We start from the raw sequence: 16,368 nt of genomic DNA on the forward strand, positions 1-16,368 counted from the left end.
ACAGATAACCAAATAGGATGGAACCCATGAGCAGTGCAAAAACTCAGTTTGCAGAACGTTCATACGCCATGATTTTCTTTTCCACGCTGATCGTTCTGTGTGGAACACTCCTGCTTGACTGCACGGCTGCAGCAGCACAGCAGGCAGACGCACCAGAAAGTTCGAATTATTCGATCAAGGTTGAAACCAGGCGCGTGCTGCTGGATGTGTTAGTCACCGACGCCAAGGGGAAGGTGGTTACCAACCTCAAAGCGGACGATTTTCATGTCTACGAAGAGAACGTTGAGCAGCCGGTGCGCACCTTCGATGCGCCCCAGGTACATGAGATTCCTAAAAAGGACGAGATCTTGGTGCGCTCGACAGAAGATTTGCCCAAGATCGGTTCCGCGCCCGTCACACTGATCGTGCTGGACGAGCTGAATACCAGTTTTGAAGATATGGCCTACGCGCGCAATCAGGTTAAGAGCTATCTGAAAGCGCAGCCCGCCATTCTGCGCCAGCCGACCACCTTGCTGGCTGCGAACAATACGCATTTTCAGGTCATCAAAGACTACACGCAAGATCGCGCGGCACTGCTGACCGCGCTCGATAAGCACTTTCCGGAATATCCATGGAAGATGCAGCATAGCGGAGCCAACAGCGCCGGTGCATTTGAGCGCATGGGCATGTCGCTGAATTCTCTTAATGAAATGGCGGATGCTTCGCGCGGAACGCCTGGCCGTAAAACTGTGATCTGGGTGGGCAAGGGATTCCCCGCAGTCAGTCTGATCGGATTGGACGAACACGCGGCGGGGCTCATGCAGGATGCCATCAAGCGGCTGACTTCCTCCCTGATGGAATCGCGCATCACGCTCTACACTATCGATCCTTCTTCCACGCTTGCGACCGTGGGCAAAGTCTCTTCGTCAGACGATCTTGAATCCATGGAGATGGATCCGCGCAATGACGGTGTGCCATTTTCTGACGAAATCAACTTCACCACACTGGCTCCGGTTACCGGAGGGCAGGCATTTTTCTCGCGCAACGATATAGATGCAGAGGTGGCCGATAGCACAATCCTGGGGGCCAGTTACTACACACTGACTTATGCGCCCACCGGTGACTCGGAAAAGAGCGCGCCCTACCGTCATATCCGCATCAAGATGTCCGATCCGAACCTGAAGGCCGTCACACGCGATGGCTATTACAGCGAAAACCCTATCGTCGAAGCCCGGCGCATGGACAACAAAACTCCCCAGCAGGCACGCTCTGAACTGGAAGCAGAGATGGGCAAAGCCGCATTCAGTTCGCTGCCCTACAACGGACTGGATGTAAAGCTTGAGCGTGGCAAAGGGGATGAGATTCAGTTGAAGATTGCGGCTGGCACATTGCAGTGGGCAGACTCGGACAGCGGCAATCTGGTTTCTGAAATTACGGTGCTGTATATGCTGGCCACCAACAAGGGAAAGATTGTTGGCCATGGCGCTAATGAGCTCAATGCGACAGCGCAGGGAAGAGCGCAGACCCAGGATCAACGCGCCGTATTCACAATCCATGTTCCTGCTGCGGCAGACGCGGCCCGACTGCGTGTTGTGGCACGCGATGCGCGTAGTGGCAAGATCGGCACAGCCGACATGGTATTTTGAGGCACATCCTCTACCCGTTATGACCCTGTACAAACGCGGGGTCTCTCACCCGAGTCACGCTTTTGTGGCCCAGGTGGGAAATTACCAAAGCACTTTTTAGAGGAAGATTTCTATGGGTAATTTCAGACGTTCTGTCTGGGTTTTAAGTTCTGCACTCAGCGTGGTCTGCTGGGCATCTGCTATGGGCAGGGCAGAGCAGCCTGTGCACGTGGCAAAACAGGGCGAAGTCTATGTGCTCGAAAATCAATTCCTGCGCGCTGAAGTCAGCCGTACCAGTGGCGATCTGATCTCTTTGAAGTATCACGGTCAGGAGACGATGGATAGCGACCGCAATCATGGTTACTGGGAACAGAACCCATCGCGAGCGGCGGAATTAAGCGATGGCATTTCCATTGATCCCGGCAGTAATGGCGGAGAACGCGCTGAAGTGTATGTGCGCGGCAAGGCCAACGGCAAGGTGCTCACGCGCACCAGCAGTGGCGATGGCTTTTTCGACCTGGAGATTCGCTATAGCCTTGGCCGCAGCGATCACGGCATCTATACCTATGCGATCTTTGCGCATCCTGCCTCATACGCAAAAACAGACATTGGCGAAAGCCGCTTTGCCATGAAGCTCAGCGGCATCTTCGACTGGCTCTCTGTGGACCCGCAGCACAACCATTTGATGGCCAGTGGAAGCGACTGGCAACACGGCCAGGAATTGAATATGAAGGAGGCGCGGCGGCTTACCTCCGGCCTCTTTGCCGGCAAGGTCGAGCACAAGTACGATTACTCCTCCGATCTCTTCGACGATCCCGCCTTCGGATGGTCGAGCACGAAAAAGCACATGGGAATATTCTTCATCAATCCTTCCATGGAGTACATGAGTGGTGGTCCAACCAAGGTTGAACTGACTTGCCACCTGGGAGATGATGGGCCGATTGTTCTTGATTACTGGCGCAGTACCCACTACGGCGGCAGCACACTCGATCTGGACGCAGGCGAAGACTGGAGCAAACTGGTCGGCCCGATTTTTGTCTATCTCAACGATGGGCCAACACCGGATGCAATTTTTGACGATGCCCGCCAGGAGGCGCAGAAGCAGAAGGCGAAGTGGCCCTTTGACTGGGTGCATGAAGCCAACTATCCGCCTCTCGCACAGCGTGCAACCGTCTCTGGCAAGCTGGAAATCAAGGACGATGGAGAGCAGACTACGCCGACCTCCCGGCTGCGGGTAGGCTTGATTCCTCCTGCTGAAGCCGATGGCTCATGGCAGACCGACGCCAAGTATTACCAGTTCTGGGCGTATGCCAACGCGGACGGAAGCTTTTCGCTGAAGGGCGTACGGCCGGGCCGCTATCAGTTGCATGCTCTGGCAGATGGCGTCTTCGGTGAGTATTCCGGAGCCACCGTTGTGGTTGAGCCGGGCAAGCCCATCGAGCTTGGCGCGGCGGTCTGGAAGCCGCTTCGCTATGGACGTCAGCTGTGGGAGATTGGAATTCCGAATCGCAGCGGAACGGAGTTTCTTGGCGGCGACCACTACAACCAGTGGGGCATGTACCTGCTCTATTCCAAGCTCTTCCCCAAGGATGTGGAGTACTGGGTAGGCAAAAGCGATTATCGCAAAGACTGGTACTTCGAACAGGTTCCCAACGCTGCCCACAGCACGGACGGAGCTCCCTTCAGCGGGGGCGATACGGTCTGGAAGATTCACTTCAACAGTGATGCTGACCTGAAGGGCGAAGCCATTTTACGCACTGGCCTAAGCGGTGTGGGAGCACGCCACGTATTTGTGCGCGTCAACGGCCATGATGCAGGCGATCTGGCTCCGCTGGAGTACAACGCCACCATCAACCGCGACGGCATTCAGGGCAAATGGACCGAGCACGACCTGCGCTTTTCGGCTTCGTTGATCAAGCATGGAGAAAACACGATGGAGTTGCAGGTTCCGCACGGAAGCGTAATGTCGGGCGTTATCTATGACTATCTGCGTCTGGAGCTGGTTGATAAAAACAACTAGCAGTGCAGGGTGCCCCAGGTCCCGATTTTGGGACCTGGGAAAGCACAAACTCAAAATAAAGATTCAAGCAGAAAATCTATTTCTCAGCGTTCTTCAGCGCCAGCCTTGCGCCAATCGCATACCCTAGCAGCGCCGCCGCCGGCCATGTGGCAAGGAATGGTCCGTCGTTGTCGATCAGACCACTGGGGCTGGGCGAACTGAAAAATGTGCGCGAAAGTTTGTCGGTGGCGTCGCACTGAAAGCACTCGCTTGGCCCCGTGGGCATGTCCATCACCCAGAGCGCAAGAATCAAAAACCACACCAGCCCCAGCAGCCATACGATGCCGGCAATCGGATCCTGCCGAAAGTGGTTGACGGCAAAGCCTGCCACCAACGGCACAAACAGCGAGAGCGCCAGAATCATCGGCTGCGGAACCTGCGGCAGATTCAGCGCATAGCCAGCCGCCATCAGTGCAGCCCAGGCAAGCAACGCCAGAACGGCGTGAAGTAGAAAGGAAAAAATCTGCCGGAAGGTCTGAGTCTCCTCAGCGTCCGTTTGCTGTATGGGAACCATGTGCGCATGTACCTCGTGTGAGCTGTCATCTTGAGCGCAGTTTGGCCGTTTTTGGCCAAACGGAGTCGAAAGATCTGCGGTTGCTTTTTGCTTCTGAGCCAGGAATCTTCCGGTTCTCGACACTCTTAGGTTGAATCTGAGTGTACGCGATCATTAGATGCAGGATAGTCGATCTGAAGAAACCTTTCGTATTATCAAATGCAATCCCCTGGGGCCGCAATCTTTCCTGCTGTTCGTTGCGGAGATAAGCACTCTACAATAGAGTGCATATGTGGATGGAAGGAATTACAACCGCCGTCACCACGCCGTTCTATCCGGACGAGCGCGTCTACTATCGCAAGCTGGAAGCCAATCTGGCCCGCCTCTCGCGTAGCCTTGTCTCCGGCATGCTGTTGCTGGGCTCAACCGGCGAGGCCGCCCACCTGAGCGACGCTGAATCAGCCGAGGTGCTCCGTGTGGCCTCAGCAGCCACCGCGGACGAAAAAGTGCTGATCGCCGGAGTCGGCCGCGAGAGCGTCCGCTCCACGCTGGAACTGGCGGAAGTGGCAGCCAAAGCCAACTACGACGCGGTTCTGGTTCGTCCACCCGCCTACTATCCTGCCCAGCGCAGGCCCGAAGCCGCAGCCCACTACTTCCGCTGCGTGGCAGACCGTTCGCCGCTGCCGATCGTTCTCTACCACACTCCGCAAAACGCTCCGGTAGAGCTGCCGGTGGAAGTCGTTGCCGAACTAGCCGATCATCCCAACATCCTTGGCATCAAGGATTCGAGCGGCTCCATCGAGCGCATCCGCGCCTTGGTGGCAGCTACGCAGTCGGCCCGCCGGCGCAGCTTTGCCGTCACCAATGTTTTTGCGCCCGTGACGGGCCGCATGCTTGCCCCCAAGCCTTCAGCGGAGCCTGCTCTGGTCACCATCGGCGCAACCGAATCCGCTGCGCCCGCTCAGGTTTATCCCGAACTGAAGACGCGCACCAAGGAAGTCGGTTTTCAGGTGCTCTGTGGCTCGGCCTCCATCTTTCTGGATGCGCTGGAAGCCGGTGCTGTCGGCGGCGTTCTGGCCTTTGCCAGCTTCGCTCCCGAAGCCTGCCATGAGATTTTCCAGGCCTGGCGCGATCACGATCCAAAGCTTGCCCGGGCCAAGCAGGAGCGCATCGCTGCTGTAAACAAACGCATTGTGGGCGAGCTGGGGCTGGGTGCCGTCAAATACGCGGGCGACTTTAACGGCTTCTTCGGCGGCTATCCGCGCTTGCCTTTGCAGCCACCCACAGCCGAAGTGAGAGCCGAAATCGAGCAACTGCTTGCCGAGATCCGCTGTTAGTGAATTGATCTGTCATCTTGAACGGAGTTTGGCCGGTTTTTGGGCCAAACGGAGTCGAAAGATCTGCGGTTGTTCTTCAAGGATCTTTCGCGGAAATTGATGTATCTTTGAAGCCAAAATTCATGGTGCAGGGGCAAAAAGCAACCGCAGATCCTTCGACTCCCTGCGGTCGCTCAGGAGGAGTAGTGAAGATGTACATTGTTTTGTTGAACTACACACAGCCGCTAGAAGTAATCGAGAAGCATCTGGCCGCGCATCGCTTATTTCTCGATCAGCATTACGTCAACGGCAATCTGCTGGCTTCCGGCCCTCGCAATCCCCGCACCGGCGGCGTGCTTCTGGCCCGTGGAATCAAAAGGGAAGAAGTGGAAGCGCTGATCGCCGAGGATCCCTTCGCCAAGGCTAACGTAGCCACCTACGAGATCATCGAGTTTGAGGCCGTAAAACTTGCCCCGGGTACGGAAAATCTGTTTCGGGGGTAGGAAAGGCGAATCCTTCTCTATCTTTTATGAATTTGGCAACCATCGTCCGAGTGATCGGCGAGTATCTGCTTGTATAAATCCATATCCACATTGCCCCCGGTGAGAATTATGCCGATGCGCTTGCCTTCATGGACGCGCATTTCCTGAATCGCTCCCGCCAAGGCCGCGGCTCCAGCTCCTTCGGCCAGATTGTGTGTGTCCTGATAGTAGGCGCGCATGGCCGATGCAATCTCGGCGTCTGAGACCTCAATGATCCGGTTCACATTCTTCCAGATAACCTCCATTGCCAGCGAGTTGGGCGTGCTGCAGGCAAGACCATCGGCGATCACCGTGTGTGAGGCCGCCACCACGATTTTCCGTTCCCTCATACTGAGTGCGTAGGCGGGCGACTTGGCCGCGACCACGCCGACGATCTGGCATTTCAGCCCCAGAGCATTCCGCGCCGCTGCGATGCCGCAAATGGAGGAACCGAGGCCGATGGGTACATACACAACGTCGAGCGGCGGTGTCGCCTCAAAAAACTCTCGCGCGTAGGTTGCCGTGCCCATCACCAGCCGCTCGTGAAAAGAATCAACCATCGCGAAACCACGGTCAGCGGCAACTCCACGGGCATATTCCATGGATTCCTGAAAATCCAGACCGTGCTCGATCAGCTCAACTCCTTGCGCAAGCATGGCGCGATTCTTCTCACGGCTATTGCCGTGAGGGACAACAATAACAGCGCGTAGGCCAGCAAGTCGCGCGGCCATACCAACTCCCTGGCCGTGATTGCCTCGTGTGGCAGCTACCACGCCTGTCAAACCGGGTTCGGTCTGCTTGAGCCAATCAATATAGACCAAGGCTCCGCGCAGTTTAAAAGCCCCCACCGGAGAATGATTCTCGTGTTTGATCCAGACCTCTGCACTCAGGCGCTGATTGAGGAGCGGCCAACTGAATTGCGGCGTAGGGGGCATGGCACGGTAGACCACAGTCTGCGCATCGAGGATTTGGGCAAGCGAAGGAAGCTGCATGCGTTGAGTGTACTTGCCGCGGGGTGGCCTTGCAGACGATAACTGTAGCAGTGGCAATGAGAGAAGCTGGTACAGTTTTCGCCGGGCATATCAAAGGGCTTTGCCAGATAGAGGAGAGATTAACCGTGTTTTCACTGACAATGGAGGTTTGCGGCTGGATAGGCGGTTTTGTGCTGATCTGCGCTTCCGCAATGGTTTCGTTTGAAAAAATATCAGCGCGGGGTACAGCATTTCAGAGCTTGAATCTGCTGGGGAGCGTTATGCTGGCAGCGAACTCTGCCTGGCATCATGCATGGCCCTCGGTCAGTGTAAATCTGATCTGGATTGCGGTTGGCGTTGGCGCGCTGATACGGGGATTCCTTTTCTTCGCACCAGCCCCCGAGGCAAAGAAAGCAGAACAAGGATAGGCTTTCCGCGCAGGCTTCCAAGGAAAGGAAGAGCAGGGAAGGCGACGGGGGGGCGGGATTCAGGCGATATATTTTAGTAAGACAACAGAAAAGCCGCCTAGAAGAGTCCAATCGACTGCATGAGTCGTAGAGCGTTGCTGCTCTGAACAATTCCTTCCTTCAGCTTGAAATCAAATTGCAACATTCCATTCTCCAAGTGGTCCTCAAAATGAAAATTCTTCGCTGCCCCCTGCATGTTTTCAGGAATCCGGGTTAGGGCCAGATCATGCGTTGTTACCAACCCAAGAGCACTATGACGGACCAATTGCTGTACGAGCATTTCAGCACCCTCCCGCCGGTCCTCTGAATTTGTTCCTGAGAGAAGCTCGTCGAGCAAGAAAAGTACTGGAACAGAGCCTTCTGTCATGTCCGCAATCATCTTGAGGCGCTTAATCTCGGCATAAAAACGCGAAATGCCCCCTTGCAGAGAGTCAAGCACACAGATCGATGCCCCGACTGCAAGACGGGATAAGCGCAAACTTTTCGCTCGAACCGGCGCGCCACACTGCGCAAGCACTACGTTAAGGCCAATGCCGCGCATAAACGTGCTTTTTCCCGACATATTCGGACCACTCAGCAGCATCAACCGCAGCTCCTCGCCAAGCTTAACGTCGTTCTCGACGGCCTGTCCGTCAGGAAGCAGGGGATGTGCAAGCTTTTCAGCTTCAAACCAGGGTGCCTTCTCGCAGAACTGTGGCCATACGTGGCTGGGATGTTCATAGGCATAGCAGGATAGGGCGGTAAGTGTTTCAATCTCACCTACAGCCGCAAGCCAGACGCCAAGGAGCGAGCCATAGCTTTTTCGCCAGGATTCGGTCTTCAGTGTGCATAGCACCGCATAGAAGAGAAAAGAATTGAGCACCCGAACCAGCGGATTCCGACGTTGCTCCTGATAGCGCACGATTCGCTCCAAACGTTTGATCGCAACGGAGGCCTGTATTCCGTGAAGCATCAGTGAGTCACGCAGCTGGCGCAATCGAGTGGATTCGAACTCTGACTCTTCCAGAATTCGTAAAACAGAGACCAATAAAACAAGATCGGTAGTGGATTCCTCTGTCATCGTCATCAATGGATCCAGGCGCTTCTGGAAATGATGACTCAATGGCAGGTTGATGACTGAGAGCAATAAAATCGGCAGGTAGGAATGAAGTGTAATCGAGCAAGCGAGGCTGGCCAGCCACAGTGAGGCAAAGAAAATGGCGATGCCGGCGGTCCTGTTCGGATGCGAGAAAAGCTCCTGTTCCGCCCATGCGGTCAATAACTTGGGACGAACTCCGCATTGAACTTTATTCCCCGCAGTAAAAAGCTTTTCTCGGAACTCAATGCGCTGTTGTAAATCCTTGACCGCATCCTGGCGGAATTTCACTTCGTCGGGCGCAGCAGGCTCAAGCAACCAACGCGCCAGTTGATCTTGTCCAGCACGGGTGCGAAAGGTGCAAAGCAACTCAAACATGGAGCCCGTTCCAAACAGGTCAAGATCCCGCGCGTAGGGGTGGGAGTCCTGCATGTAGTGTGCACCGTCTTCTCCCGTGCCTGCCCAGCGATTCTCCAGACGTGCAATTCCGCGCTGATAAAAGTCAATCAGGGCATTCGTCTTCCGCATTGCCTGAATCACCCGCTCATGCAGGACGACCAGGACGGCGAAGGCTGCAACCATTGCCAGAATCAGGATGCTCAGACGAGGAGCATGGAGATAGCGCAGGGAGAAAAAGATTCCCCCAGCGCCAAGGAGTAGTTTGGTGAATCCAAAAGCTTTGTCTCGGCGACGCAGCATCGCGGCAAGATGGAGATTTTCTTGTAATTTCTGCGTATAAGCCGTATGCGGAGATTCGATTTCAAGGCTCCTTGCATCTTCGAAGCTGGAAGATGGGCGTTGCGAACGATTTCCAGACAATCTTAGCAGCAATCTATTTGTGTACGACAACAAGAAGGCCCATCCGGATCTCCCCGAACGGTCCTTGGAATCAAATACTTAAATTTTCTGCCTACACGTTGAACTTGAAGAAGAGAATGTCGCCGTCCTTGACGGTGTATTCCTTACCTTCGGAGCGGTAGAGGCCCTTTTCCTTCACGGCCTGCTCGCTGCCGTACTTGAAGAGGTCTTCGCAGTGGTAGGCGTCGGCGCGGATGAAACCACGCTCAAAGTCGGAGTGGATGACACCGGCAGCCTGCGGAGCCTTGGCTCCCACCGGAATCGTCCAGGCACGCACTTCCTGCACGCCCGCCGTAAAGTAGGTATGCAGGCCCAGCAGCTTGTAGGCCTGATGGATCAGGCGATTCAGGCCCGGCTCTTCCAAGCCCATATCGGCCAGAAATTCGGCGCGCTCGGCAGGCTCCAGCAGGGCAATCTCAGATTCCAGCGCGCCGCAGATGCGTACCACTTCAGCGCCTTCTTCGGCCGCACGCTTTTCCAGCGCCGTCGTCCATTCGTTGCCGTTCTTCAGACCGGCTTCGTCCACGTTGGCCACGTAGAGCACTGGCTTGGCGGTGATCAGGAAGAGCTCGCGGGAAGCAATCAGCTCCTCATCGGCCAGCTCGACGGTGCGGGCCGGACGGCCAGCGTCGAGTGCCTCACGCAGCTTCTTCAGCGCCTCGTACTCGGCCTTGATCCGGGAGTCGCTGGTATTTTTGGCTGCCTTTTCCGCCTTCGTAAAGCGTTTTTCCACGCTATCCATGTCGGCCAGCAGCAGCTCGGTGTTAATCACTTCCATGTCGTGCAGCGGATTGACGCCGCCGGCTACGTGGATCACATTATCGTCGGCAAAGCAGCGCACCACGTGGCAGATGGCATCGGTCGAACGAATGTGACCGAGGAACTGGTTGCCCAGGCCTTCGCCCTTGCTTGCACCTTCCACCAGACCGGCAATGTCGATGAACTCCATCGTCGTGGGCACGGTTCGGTTCGGCTTGACGAACTCGGTGATGCGGTCCATGCGCTTATCCGGCACCGAAACCACGCCCACGTTGGGGTCGATGGTGCAGAAGGGATAGTTGGCCGCCTGGGCCTTAGCCGCCGTCAGGGCGTTGAAGATGGTGCTTTTGCCCACGTTGGGCAGACCGACAATTCCGCAGTTCAGTGCCATTGAAAACGAATCCTTTGCTGGGGACGCACGGTGCCTGCCACCTTCCAGAGCCTCGAAGGCCTTTGGTTGCAGGGGATTGTCCGCGGGAAGCGGGGCGAATGCCGCCGCTGCGCCTGGCTCGAACGTCCTCTACTATTATGCCTGAAAGCGGCAGACCCAGCCAAAGAGGCAAAGGTTGCTCGAAAGTGCGAACTTAATTTCTTGCCAATCTTGCGTGATATGCAAGAACCTGATCGCGGACTTATCTGGACCGCTAATCTTGCGGGCGTTTTTCAGGGGCTTGTTCAGAGGTTCCCTGATCGATTTGAAATGCGGCGAGTTCGAACAAGATTCCCGGCATCCAAGAGTTTCCGATTACCATACCTTTATAGCAACGGCACGGGGCGGCGAAGGAGATCCATCGACGATGTCGGTCTCAAGGACGATTTCGAGGTTCTTCCGTTCCCAACCACGCGGCGCTGTGCTGAGGGCTTTTTCCAAATCCTGTTCGTGAGAGATAAGCTGACCAGCAGCTTTTGTCCCTACCATGCCGATGCCGCTGACAATGAGCAGGAATTGTCCAGTTTTTGAATTCATCAGTCGAGCAACGATGGCGAAGTCCTTTGTGCCCAGACGGCCTTCCATGCCGTTTTTCCATACCTGACCTGGCTTTGTTCGGTCCTCAATCCACAGAACTTCTCCGTTTTCGCGAAAGCCAATCGGAAGGTCAGACATGATACGCCCCGTCCACGGATTGTTGTAAGCCCCAATCAGAATGGCGGGCGAACTCCGAAGGTCTTCGTATGTGTAGTCCCTTCCGAACCGGACTTGACTTGGTCTGCGTTCTCTCGCAAAGAACGCAGAGAGTTCATTCGCGACGTATGCGTCGTCCTTATTTACATAGAAATCGACGAGGGGAGTAATTTCTTTCCACGGTATTGAAGTGTTGGAGTTCAACTGGAGCGGTGTTGCGTTGCGCTTCATGATGGAATCGTAGATCCCCGTTTGTGCCGCAGGTGATTTTGGAAACAGATCGGAGTTCACAGCATAGGTTACCGGGGAGGGCACGCAAATCAGGATAGGCTGCTGTGTTTCGGAAAGCGGTCCCCAGAATAGATCCAAGGCTGAAGGATGGTGGGAATACGCACGGATGACGAGCATTGCGGCAATTCCTGCAATCGCAAGAGCTGCTGCAAATCCTATAATCTTACACTTCCCCAACTGCGTGGGAGGGGGCGGCGGAAGTTCCACCACTTCAATCTCTGGAGCAGGAGCAGGCAGCCCGGTTCTCCAGTGGAATATAGGAATGTAAGAGCCGACCGGAAGCTCAATTTGAAGCTCGGGTGCTTGTTCTTCCGCCGCATAGTATTCCGCCAGCCGTCTTCTGACCTCACCAGCTTTGACTCGAACAATCGGATCGTCGCCGGTATCGTAGGACGGGGCACGATGAAACAGGTCAACCCCAATCGAACGCTCTTTCAAATTCTCGGCGCGACCGGCAAGAACCTGTTCGACAACATACGAGAGGAATTCCTTGGAGCGGGCACTATTGCAAAATGCGCGGCTGATCTTGATTTGCTCCAATTGGCTCAGGATGTCGGCATGTCGATTCCCGCTTGGATCAGGAAATTGTGCCACCTCTTGCCCTGATTCCTGGAGATTCATGCCCCAAATTCCTTCCTCGAATGTGAGTGTCTGCGATTGCACGGCCCATTGTCCACTGTGGCTCGAATGTCTATGGTTGTTCGAGTCATCGTAGACAACTGGCGCTGGGAAGCGATACAAGCACCTCCGAAGAACGTCTTTTCATTGGATAACGTTTTCATTTAACGCCCTTCGGTGAGGTGAAAAGCATCACTTTTCGCCTATTTCCGGTCTCCCGTACATTGAAAAATCGATTGTATTTCCCTTCCTGCCAGCTCAATACCTGCCCGTTACCTGCCACCGGGAGCATTCAAAAAATAATCATAGATTCAATAACTTAGGAGTGCCGTACGGCTGGCGTTACTGAAACATATCGTTCGGTACGTAGGCAGAATTAATCGTTTCGATTATAAACCTCACTTGAACACAAGTGCGATAAGGCGTTTTGCGGCTATCATGGTTCCTCTCACTTGAATCTATCTGCTTCTCAGGAGGAAATGCGACCTAATGTCTAGCTCAGTTTTTCGGCCGATCCTATTTTTGGCCCTTGCTTCCTTGGCAATCTCTTCTGTGGCTTCCATCAATGCCCAATCGAAACAGGCCCCACCTCGGATTCTTCTTGTGGACATGAATAGCTCGTCGGGTCCGGTAGATCACTTCTTCGATTTGTCCGTTGGGTCCGATTTTCCTGGCACGTTGATTCGCGATGACAGTCAGGCGCAACTGAAGCTTGCGGTGGACGAACTCGGTTTTCGCTATATCCGTTTTCATGCGATCTTTCATGATGTGTTGGGAACGGTACGCATCGAAGATGGAAAGACCGTCTACAACTGGTCGAAGATCGACCAACTCTATGACGGCTTGCTAGCCCGGCATATTCGGCCGTTTGTCGAACTTGGTTTCACGCCACAGGCGCTTGCTACCTCGGAGAACAGCGTTTTCTACTGGCACGGCAACACATCGCACCCGAAACCAGAGGCCTGGCACAATCTAATCGATGCGTTCATTCGGCACATCGAAGAACGTTATGGAAGAGACGAAGTGCGCACGTGGTATTTCGAAGTGTGGAACGAGCCCAATCTATCTGGTTTCTGGGAAGGCGCGGATCAGAAAGCCTACTTCGACCTCTATGATTTGACCGCGAAAACCATCAAGTCCATTGACCCCGTTTTGCGAGTAGGAGGACCAAGCACTGCCGGAGCTGCATGGGTTCCCGAGTTTCTGGCACACGTGAAGCAGAGCGGTGCCAGCGTTGACTTCGTTACGACACATACCTATGGTGTTAACGGCGGTTTTCTTGATGAAGAAGGGAAGTCCGATACCAAGCTAGATCCGTCGCCGGACGCAATCGTGGGAGACGTGCGCCGTGTTCGCGAACAAATTTCGGCCTCGCCGTTTCCGGGCCTTCCGCTGTATTTTTCCGAATGGAGCACAAGTTACACGCCGCGTGACTCCGTGCATGATTCGTACATTAGTGCACCCTACATCCTGACCAAGCTGAAAGCCTGTCAGGGACTGGCGCAGGGCATGAGTTACTGGACCTATACCGACATCTTTGAAGAACCAGGTCCGCCGACAGCTCCATTTCAGGGTGGATTCGGCCTGCTGAATCCTCAGGGGATTCGCAAGCCTGCATACTTCGCATACAAATACCTTCACGCCTTGCAAGGAAAAAACCTGGCAACGAGCGATCCTCAGGCGATGTTATCCACAAAAGACGGGGATGTGAGCGCTGTGATCTGGGATTTCGAACAGCCGGATCAGCAGATGAGCAATCGATCCTTCTACACGCGGGTCATTCCAGCGCATCCGGCGGCGACGGTGGAGTTACATCTCACGCATCTGGTTCCCAGCGCGGCGTATCGGCTTGAAGTGAGCCGGACAGGCTATAACGCAAACGATGCCTATACGGCTTACATTGAGATGGGCTCTCCCAAGGAACTGACCGCGGCGCAGATCGCGCACCTGAACGAACTTACGCGGGATCTTCCGGAGACGGACAAGATATTGCAAAGTGGACCGGCTGGCGCAATCGACTTTACTGTGCCGATGAAGAGCAATGATGTTGTGCTAGTCAAACTGAAACGCCGTCAGGGGGGAAATTGAACGGTCGTCATTCAGCAAACCGCCAAAAGGGAGGTGTTATGTCACTCAGAAAGTTTGTGCTACCTCTTATCCTCCTGGGTGCGTTGAGCGTTACGTCTGCTGCGCAGAAGGATACTGCTCATCCAAACTGGCCCGGTCCAGGGCAACTCTTCGTCGGTGCTTGCTATCAGCCGATCGACCGTACGCCTGAACAGATCGATCGTGATATTGCCATCATGAAGGGGGCCGGGTTCAACGTTGTACGCATGGGCGATCTTTCTTGGGACTCATTCGAGCCGTCGCAAGGAAAGTTTGACTTTGCGTGGTTTGACAAGATTATGGACAAGATGCAGGCCAACGGTATTCGGGTGATTCTGGATATCCCTGGCTCACCTGCACCGATATGGCTGCATCGCGCGTACCCTGGTGTCGATATCGTCAGCCAGAATGGCGTCCGTCTGCCTCCCGCAGAGCGCTATATGGATGACATCAGCGATCCGGGTTATGTGCATGAACTTGGCATTATGGCGGATGCACTGACGAAACACTACGCGCATCACCCAGCCGTGATTGCTATTGGCTACAACAATGAGATTGGCAACGGCTTTATGTCGTATTCAGAAACCGATCGGCAACGATTCATCACATGGCTTAAAAATAAGTATGGAACCGTCGAAGATCTGAATAAGGCATGGGCGACACAGCGATGGTCACGCCGGTTGAATGGCTTCGAGGACGTGGATCTACCCCTCGCGGACGGCCCCGGGCCTTCCGAGCGCTACTTGGATCTTCATCGCTATTGGTCGGATGTTACGGTTGCGCGACTCAAGGAACTCGATGCGATTCGCCACCGCAACATGCCGGAGCTTCCGTCGATTTCCAATTTGTGGGATTACGCGCCAAGGCGAGGCTTTGATTATCTTGCGACGTACAAGGCATATGTGTCCTATGGTGCCGAGGGATTCTACCCAGGCGACCCAGTCGGTGGCGCGTTTGCCGCAGTAATGACGAAAGGCGATCTGAACACGCCTATCTGGTTCAACGAGTTCACCGCGGGCGGTGGAGGATGGTATGGAGAGCCGGGCCGCAGCCGGATGTATGCGCACCTGGGACTCATGCTGGGAGCGCAAGGACTGCTTGCGTGGACGTTCAACAGTCACCTTGGCGGTGAGGAGCAGGCACTCTTTGGGCTGGTAGACCACGATGGCACGCCCTCATGGAAGGTTGATGAATTCGCGCGCATTGCAGCCGAGTTCCGTCAGCTTTCGCAATTCGGATTTCCGCGCTACACGCACCCCGAAGTCGCCATTGCATATTCCTTCGATTCACTCGTTGATTCACACCCGAATGGTCCTTCCAGTACGACGCTTCAATACTTCAAAACTTCGTATACGGAGCAGGTACAAGGTGCCTTCGAGCCGTTCTTTCGCGCGAATATCGACACGGCCATCATCAACATTGGGCACGACAGACTCTCGTCCTACAAGCTGGTTGTTGTGCCAGCCGATTATGTGATGGATGCCGACTCAGCGAAAGCTCTTCGGAATTACGTGAGCGGGGGAGGCACGGTCCTGATGACGGCATTCTCAGCGAAAGTTGACGAACATGGACAGTGGTTTGATACGCCTTTGCCCGGCCGCTTGAGCGACGTTTTTGGATTGAAGACAAATGCGTTTTACGATATTCCGGCCAAATTGAAATTTCAGTTGGATGGGGACTCAATCGAAACCACCGTCCATCACTATGAAGTGCTTGAGCCGTCCACGGCCACGGTGGTTGCGCGTTTCACAAATACCAGCACCCCGGCTCCCGCTCTCACCATCAATAAATTTGGCAAAGGCAAAGCCATCTATCTGGCGACGGAATCGAATCCTTCTGCAATCGGACCACTCATGAACTATCTCTACAAGGTTGCGGACATTCAGCCGGGCCCGAAGACTCCCGAGGGAGTTTACGCAAGAGTCGTCGATGGCCGCACTCTCTATGTGAATACGACAGAGGAAGAGAAGGATGTTGCAGTCGGTGTGAATGCGCATGGCGTTATCTCACACCAGTCTTACGATGGCAATATGAAGCTCGGCCCATACCAAGTCGATCTTGTGGAATAGAACTGCGGTGTGCCATCCAAATGGTTAATCCCTTTCCT

General features: G+C 54.8%; 12 protein-coding genes. 7 read left to right on the forward strand and 5 right to left on the reverse strand.

What is annotated here, in order from left to right:
• Positions 1 to 26 precede the first annotated feature (26 nt).
• Entirely contained in the window at positions 27 to 1,625 is a 1,599-nt protein-coding gene (locus tag ACOBR2_RS09660; RefSeq protein ID WP_420239810.1) for a VWA domain-containing protein, read from the forward strand.
• A 208-nt stretch (positions 1,626 to 1,833) separates the two neighbouring features.
• Positions 1,834 to 3,624, forward strand: a complete 1,791-nt coding sequence (locus ACOBR2_RS09665) for a polysaccharide lyase family protein (RefSeq protein ID WP_420239811.1) — start codon at positions 1,834 to 1,836, stop codon at positions 3,622 to 3,624.
• Between the two features lie 76 nt (positions 3,625 to 3,700).
• On the opposite strand, the gene ACOBR2_RS09670 is transcribed toward ACOBR2_RS09665, so the two are convergent.
• Positions 3,701 to 4,177 carry a hypothetical protein gene (locus ACOBR2_RS09670; protein ID WP_420239812.1) on the reverse strand — a complete coding sequence of 159 codons (477 nt, stop codon included), beginning with the start codon at positions 4,175 to 4,177 and terminating at the stop codon, positions 3,701 to 3,703.
• A gap of 275 nt (positions 4,178 to 4,452) precedes the next feature.
• Here ACOBR2_RS09670 and ACOBR2_RS09675 point away from each other — a divergent pair, with 275 nt between their 5' ends.
• Entirely contained in the window at positions 4,453 to 5,493 is a 1,041-nt protein-coding gene (locus tag ACOBR2_RS09675) for a dihydrodipicolinate synthase family protein (protein WP_420239813.1), read from the forward strand.
• A gap of 191 nt (positions 5,494 to 5,684) precedes the next feature.
• Entirely contained in the window at positions 5,685 to 5,975 is a 291-nt protein-coding gene (locus tag ACOBR2_RS09680; protein ID WP_420239814.1) for a YciI family protein, read from the forward strand.
• Positions 5,976 to 5,992: 17 nt separating this feature from the next.
• On the opposite strand, the gene ACOBR2_RS09685 is transcribed toward ACOBR2_RS09680, so the two are convergent.
• Entirely contained in the window at positions 5,993 to 6,985 is a 993-nt protein-coding gene (locus ACOBR2_RS09685) for a threonine dehydratase (RefSeq protein ID WP_420239815.1), read from the reverse strand.
• 23 nt (positions 6,986 to 7,008) lie between these two features.
• On the opposite strand from ACOBR2_RS09685, the gene ACOBR2_RS09690 reads away from it, so the two are divergent.
• On the forward strand, positions 7,009 to 7,392 hold the full coding sequence (locus ACOBR2_RS09690; RefSeq protein WP_420239816.1) for a CBU_0592 family membrane protein: 384 nt from the start codon (positions 7,009 to 7,011) through the stop codon (positions 7,390 to 7,392).
• 97 nt (positions 7,393 to 7,489) lie between these two features.
• On the opposite strand, the gene ACOBR2_RS09695 is transcribed toward ACOBR2_RS09690, so the two are convergent.
• The 3 genes from ACOBR2_RS09695 to ACOBR2_RS09705 all read right to left on the reverse strand — a co-directional run bounded on the left by ACOBR2_RS09695 (position 7,490) and on the right by ACOBR2_RS09705 (position 12,158).
• Positions 7,490 to 9,325 carry a MutS-related protein gene (locus tag ACOBR2_RS09695; RefSeq protein WP_420239817.1) on the reverse strand — a complete coding sequence of 612 codons (1,836 nt, stop codon included), beginning with the start codon at positions 9,323 to 9,325 and terminating at the stop codon, positions 7,490 to 7,492.
• Positions 9,326 to 9,416: 91 nt separating this feature from the next.
• Positions 9,417 to 10,514 (reverse strand): redox-regulated ATPase YchF, encoded by a 1,098-nt coding sequence (gene ychF, locus ACOBR2_RS09700; RefSeq protein WP_420239818.1) that lies wholly within the window; start codon positions 10,512 to 10,514, stop codon positions 9,417 to 9,419.
• Between the two features lie 354 nt (positions 10,515 to 10,868).
• A complete protein-coding gene (locus tag ACOBR2_RS09705; protein ID WP_420239819.1) occupies positions 10,869 to 12,158 on the reverse strand; it encodes a hypothetical protein in 1,290 nt (429 codons plus the stop codon).
• A gap of 606 nt (positions 12,159 to 12,764) precedes the next feature.
• Here ACOBR2_RS09705 and ACOBR2_RS09710 point away from each other — a divergent pair.
• The gene (locus tag ACOBR2_RS09710; RefSeq protein WP_420239820.1) at positions 12,765 to 14,243 is read left to right on the forward strand and encodes a GH39 family glycosyl hydrolase; all 1,479 of its coding nucleotides are present in this window, start codon (positions 12,765 to 12,767) and stop codon (positions 14,241 to 14,243) included.
• A 38-nt stretch (positions 14,244 to 14,281) separates the two neighbouring features.
• Positions 14,282 to 16,330 (forward strand): beta-galactosidase, encoded by a 2,049-nt coding sequence (locus tag ACOBR2_RS09715; RefSeq protein ID WP_420239821.1) that lies wholly within the window; start codon positions 14,282 to 14,284, stop codon positions 16,328 to 16,330.
• Positions 16,331 to 16,368: the final 38 nt, after the last annotated feature.

Source organism: Telmatobacter bradus, assembly GCF_048629425.1.
Classification (GTDB): Bacteria; Acidobacteriota; Terriglobia; order Terriglobales; family Acidobacteriaceae; genus Telmatobacter; species Telmatobacter bradus.